The organism is Hymenobacter coccineus (assembly GCF_001816125.1).
Taxonomy (GTDB): Bacteria; Bacteroidota; Bacteroidia; order Cytophagales; family Hymenobacteraceae; genus Hymenobacter; species Hymenobacter coccineus.
On sequence record NZ_MDZA01000147.1, the window covers coordinates 1 to 5,673 of the forward strand.

Annotated in this window: 5 protein-coding genes; 4 read left to right on the plus strand and 1 reads right to left on the minus strand. The window is 62.6% G+C overall.

Translation table 11 applies throughout. The features are described 5' to 3' along the window. Positions 1–364: 364 nt before the first annotated feature. A complete protein-coding gene (locus BEN49_RS10365) occupies positions 365–1,837 on the plus strand; it encodes a tetratricopeptide repeat protein (protein ID WP_158022821.1) in 1,473 nt (490 codons plus the stop codon). A gap of 230 nt (positions 1,838–2,067) precedes the next feature. On the opposite strand, the gene BEN49_RS28845 is transcribed toward BEN49_RS10365, so the two are convergent. Then, on the minus strand, positions 2,068–2,499 hold the full coding sequence (locus tag BEN49_RS28845; RefSeq protein ID WP_094123142.1) for a winged helix-turn-helix transcriptional regulator: 432 nt from the start codon (positions 2,497–2,499) through the stop codon (positions 2,068–2,070). Between the two features lie 75 nt (positions 2,500–2,574). Between BEN49_RS28845 and BEN49_RS10375 the strand changes: the two genes are divergently transcribed. The 3 genes from BEN49_RS10375 to BEN49_RS10385 form a co-directional block, all read left to right on the plus strand. Next, positions 2,575–3,078: a nuclear transport factor 2 family protein gene (locus BEN49_RS10375; RefSeq protein ID WP_070743012.1), complete on the plus strand. Its 504-nt coding sequence runs from the start codon at positions 2,575–2,577 to the stop codon at positions 3,076–3,078. Between the two features lie 11 nt (positions 3,079–3,089). Next, the gene (locus tag BEN49_RS10380) at positions 3,090–3,992 is read left to right on the plus strand and encodes an NAD(P)H-binding protein (protein ID WP_070743014.1); all 903 of its coding nucleotides are present in this window, start codon (positions 3,090–3,092) and stop codon (positions 3,990–3,992) included. Between the two features lie 374 nt (positions 3,993–4,366). After that, positions 4,367–5,673, plus strand: a 1,307-nt coding sequence (locus tag BEN49_RS10385; protein WP_070743016.1) for a lactonase family protein, incomplete at its 3' end; no start/stop codon positions are given.

Genomic DNA, 5,673 nt, shown 5'->3' on the forward strand with positions numbered 1-5,673 from the left:
TACGAGCGACTCAGCGTCAGCTTGCAGCAACTCCATTTCGTCGTCTTCGCCTGCATCATGCTCGCCCGACACGCCGCAAGTTCATAACAGGCTCTAGGCTAACTACTGTCTAGTAGAGTGGTCTAGCCGAAACGAATTATTGCCTTACTAGCCACTTCACGCTCAACTGCCGCCGCTTTGCCATGAGCCACTGCGTAGCACAGCTACTTAGACCCAGCAGATTCAGCACCTACCTTCACTCCAACCAAACCCATCAAATAGCTTCAACTAGCTGTACATGACGTTAATGCGCAAAGTTCTTTTCTTTCTGTTGCTATGCTTAACCGCGTACCCTGGTAAGGCTACCAATTTCCATTCGCCGAATGTGGCAGGACCCTATGGTGTCGGCTTCCGCGTGGTGCAGCACTACGACCGCGCCCACGTGTACAAGCAGCGCATTGATTTAACGAGTGGGACAACCACCCCGGGCGAGCGGGCGCGGCCGGTGCAGACGCTCATCTGGTATCCAGCCAAGAAGACTTCCGGCCAGCCCCTGCGCTACGGGGACTACGTGCGCCTGGCCGCGACAGAAACGGAGTTTGCGCGCAGCCCGGCCGAAGTAGACCGCCTCGTTACAGCAGCTCTCGCGGAGAACTATGCCAACTTGGACAGTAAACAGCGCCAGCTGGAACTGGCGCAGCCCATGCTGGCCCGACAGGCGGCCGACGCGGCTCCCCAACAATTTCCGGTGCTTATCTACGCGCCGGGGTCCAGTTCGTCGGCGTACGAGAACGCCGACCTCTGCGAGTACCTCGCTAGCCACGGGTATATTGTGCTCGCGAGCCCCAGCCTGGGCGTTACGACGCGCAGCATGACCCTCGACCTGGAAGGGGCCGAAGCCCAGGCCAGCGACATCAGCTTTTTAGTCGGCTACGCGGCCACGCTCGCGCAGGCGGATAAGGCGAAGATTGCCGTCATCGGCTACAGTTTCGGCGGGCTGGCTAACGTGCTGGCCGCTGCCCAGGACGACCGCATTAGCGCCCTGGTGGCACTGGACGGCTCGGTGCGCTACTACCCGGCTATTGCGCAAGCAGCCACCTATGCGACGCCCGAACGCTTGGCCGTGCCCCTGCTGTACCTGGGCGGCAAACCTGCCACGGCGGAGGCCATGCACCGGAACAACCAAATTTCCTCCTACAGCCTGCTCAATCAGCTCAAGTACGCCGACTTCTACAATGTCACCATGTATACGATGGAACACGCCGCCTTCCAGTCTGAGTCGCTGCGCCTGGGCCCCGAGCAGCGGTTCGGCGACTACACGCGGGCGGAGGCGACGGTGGCCTACGGCTGGATGGAGCGCTACGTACTGGCTTTTCTCAACGCCTATCTAAAAGGGGAAGCGGGCGCGGCCACCTTCCTCCACAACGCCCCGAAAGCTAACGGCGTACCCATCCACTTGCTGTCGGTCGAGGCGCAGCGGGCTGAAAGTGCTCCCCCCACGCTCACGACACTGGCGACCACCTTTGCGACGCAGCACTACACCAACTTGGCCGAAAGCTACCGGGCGATGACGAAAACGGCCCCGGCCTTCAAGCCGGCCGAGCGCGCCCTGATTTCCTGGGGGGAGCCGTTCTTGGACGAGAAACGCTACGCGCCCGCCGTTGAAATCTACGAGCTAGTCAACGCCCTCTACCCAGATAGCCCCCGCGCTGCCTTTTATTTGGCGTTGGCCTACGACAAGAACCAGGACAGGGCCCGCGCCATCGAAAATTACCAACGGGTGCTCAGTTTCTGGCCCGACATGGCTGAGGCCCAGCAAAGCATCCTCCGCCTACGTGCGCAATCGCCAAGCAAGTGAGCAGTGGCGTTCAGCGACAGAAAGGTACTACTTAGGTTTCAAGAGCAATTACTCGGCTTTAGCAAAATAGAATTTTGGGGATAGCAAAGAGAGGCGTTCTTTTCCTCATAATTCATAGAAAAGTTGAATAACATAATGTCTGTTATAGCCCGAGTCTTGGAATGAGTGCCGGTTTTAGCCGCGCCAGCCGCTGTGCTCAGCGTGGTACTTTCCAAAGTTAGCCTAGGTAGTCAGTCGCATCCTAGCTGCTGCCCAGCGGCTGGTTGAAACGTCTGGACCTGGGCCTCCCATGTGACGGACCAGTCGCAGAGTTCGGCCAATAGCGGCGCAATGCTCTCCCCAAAGGGCGTGAGCGAGTACTCCACGCGGGGCGGCACCTGCGCAAAGACTTGCCGGTGAACCAGCCCATTGGCTTCCAGCTGCCGCAAGCTTTGGGCCAGCATCTTGGGGGAGACGCCGCGAATCTGCCGTTGTAATTCGCTATTGCGCTTGGGTCGCTGCGTCAAGGCGAGCAGAATTAGTAGGAGCCATTTGCTGGCTAAGACATTTAACGCTTGATGCACGACGCAACTCGCGTCTAAGTTGGACTTAGCATCCAGCCAACTCCGCAATTTTTGCTGGGCGGCTACTTTTTTTTCTTCGTTTGTGCTCATCGGGCTCATTTATTACCCAAAAGTAACTACTGCACTTTTGGGTGCCTACTTTCTTTTAGGTAGTACGTAGCGCAATTTTGGGGCATGAATACGCCCACTGCCTTGCTGGCCCCCGTCAGCCCGCCCTCCTCAGACCCCCTCGCGCAAACCGCCCGGCGCGTGTTTCAACACCTGCTCCTCGGCTTTCAGACGGCCGATTTAGCGGCCGTGCTGGCCTGCTTCACCGAGGATGCTACCATCGAATATCCCTACGCGCCGCAGATAGGCTCGGCTACCCGCCTAGATGGTAAACCGGCCATTGGCCAGTACCTACAGCATGCCTTGCAGGGGATGCCAACCTTGATTTTCAGCCAATTGCATTTCGCTCACGACGTGGCGCAAGGTATTCATTGGGCGGAAGTACACTGTGAAGCCCCCGTTCCGGGTACCGACCGCACGTACCGCCAGGACTACGTGATGCGCTTCGAGCTGCGCGGCGAGCAGATTCGGCACCACCGCGAATACTGGAACCAGCTCGCCGCCCGCGAGGCCTTCGGCGGGCCAGAAGAAGCCCGCCAACTCTTTACGCCGACGGCACCTACTCTCTAACCTCCTTCTTTATGCGTATTGTCATTGGCGCAGCGGCCGGCAACATTGGGCGCCGCGTCGCCGAGCAGGTTCTGCAAGCGGGCGGCGAGGCAGTGTTGCTGGTCCGCAACCCGGCGTCTCTGCCGGCGGCGGTTGCTACCCACGCCCAGGCCCGAGTAGTCACCCTGGACCTCACGGACCAAGCGGCGGTCGTGGCCGCCTGCCAGGGCGCAGATGCCTTGTTTTGGCTCGTGCCGCCTCCCCCGCTCGCCGTGTCCGATTGGCCCCAGTGGTACCGTACCATTGCCGCCGCAGGGGCCGCTGCCGTCCGCACGCACCAGATTCCGCACGTAGTGCTCGTTTCCAGCCTGGGGGCGGGCATGGCCGCCGGCCTGGGCACAATTTCTTACGTGGGCGAGTTGGAACAGCAGCTCAACGCGACCGGGGCGAACGTGGTCGCCCTGCGCCCCGGTTACTTCATGGAAAATTTCCTGATGCAGGCCGCCGCCATCCGCACCCAGGGCGTGCTCGCGTATCCCTACGCGGAAAACCACGACATTCCCTTTATCAGCGTGGCCGACATTGCCACCGTGGCCGCGCACTACCTGCTGCATCCGCAGTGGGCCGGGCAGTGGGCCCGCAATCTCATGGGCCCCGCCAACCTAACGCTACCCGCGTGTGCCGCGCTCCTGGCCCAGGCCTGGGGGCACCCCGTACGCTACCAGCGCCAATCAGCCACTGACTTACAACAAACTTTAGGGCAGTGGGGCCTGACGCCCTACGCGCAACAGGAAATGAGTGCCCTGTTTCAGGCCCTGGGCGACTCCGACGGGGCCTATGCTACGCCGCGAACGGCCGAAGCCTACACGCCCACCAGCTTCCAGGAATTTGTGGGCACGCACCTACTCCCGCTCCTACAAGCTGACCAGCAGTAAGAAAGCATTACTAAAAGGGTCTGCTATTGCCTCCTAAGCAATAGCAGACCCTTTTTTACGTATTGGAAACGGTCGTTGCTAGCATGTAAAAAGCGCCTCTTTTACGTGTTGTAATCCACCGTGGCTGTTACAGAACGCAGCTTCCGTTGCGAGCTAGCCGGGCGAGCGACCTGAGTGGCGACAGCCAGTGGCGAAGCTAGCTAGCCGCCAGCCACCAATGGGGGTAGCGTAAGCGGAAGAACAGCAATTCCCGTGAGGACCGCCGGGTTGGATCTTCGCGTGGGCGGGTTGTCTCACAATACGCGCGTTATTTGGCCCCCGCGGGGCCAACGGGCCGGGCGCTACCTTTGGGGTCGTCTCTTCCCCTTTTGGTTTTGGGTACTTTCCCTCGCATCGACCGGCTGCTGAAACGTGCCGCCTGGAACGCCGCGTGGCGGGCGGGGCTGCTGCTGCTGCTCGCGCTGCCCGCGCGTGCGCAGGGGGAATTCAACACCTGGTACTTTGGCCAGCGCGCGGGGCTCTCGTTTAACGGCCCGGCCGCGCGGGTGCTCACCGACGGGGCGCTGCGGTCCGGCGAAGGCTGCGCCGCCGTCTCCGACGCCCAGGGCAACGTGCTCTTTTACACGAACGGCGTCGCGGCCTGGAACCGCGCGCACCGCCCGCTGGCCAACGGCCAGGACCTGGGCGGCTTCGCCGACAGCGTCCGCAGCGAAGCGTTCCCGAACTCGGCCACGCAAGGCGTCACGGTGGTGCCCAAGCCGGGCAGCGTCACCGAGTATTACATTTTTACGGTCGACGCGGCCGAAAACAACCTGCAACGGGGCCTGCAGTATTCCGTGGTGGACATGTCCCGGCAGGGGGGCTTGGGCGAGGTCGTGCGCAAGGCCGTGCCCGTGCCCAGCCCGGTCGGCGACGGGCGCCTGACCGAAAAATTAGTGGCCGTGCGCCACGCCAACCAGCAGGACATTTGGGTGGTGGTGCACGGCTGGAACAGCAACGTGTTCCTGAGCTACCTGCTCACCCCGGCCGGCCTGGCGGCGGCGCCGGTGCTTTCGGCCGGGGGGAGCGTGCACGCGGGCGGGCCGAACCCCCGCCGCGACTACAACGCCCTGGGCTACATGAAGGTCTCCCCCACCGGGCGCCGGCTCGCGTCGGCGCAGTACGGCGACGGCATTTTGGAAGTGTTTGATTTCAACTACGGGACCGGGGTGGTGTCCGGGCCCCGCCGCTTGCCCGACGCCCCGTCGGTGCTGCCCCGCCACTACTACGGCGTGGAGTTCTCGCCCGACGGCAACCGGTTGTATGCGGGGGCCGACCCGGTGCTCTACCAGTACGACCTGCAAGCCGGCACGGTGCAAGCAGTCGCGCGCGTCCAGTTCACCACGTTGTGGGCCCTACAACTGGGCCCGGACCAGAAGATCTACGGCGCCCTGCACAGCCCGTTTTCGGTGGGGGGGCTGGGGGTAATCGCGGCCCCCAACGCGGCGGCCTGCCAGTACACGGCCAACGCCGTGCCTGGCTTTACCGCGGCCCGCTCGCCCCGCGAAGGCCTGCCCAACGTGCTGGTGCGCCCGCCGGTCCCCGGCGAGGTGCTGGCCCACGTTCGGGCTGCTGCGCTCCGAGGTGTGCCTGGGCGAGGCCGTTTTGGCGTTTGCCGCCTCGCTCTACCGGCCTCCCCGAC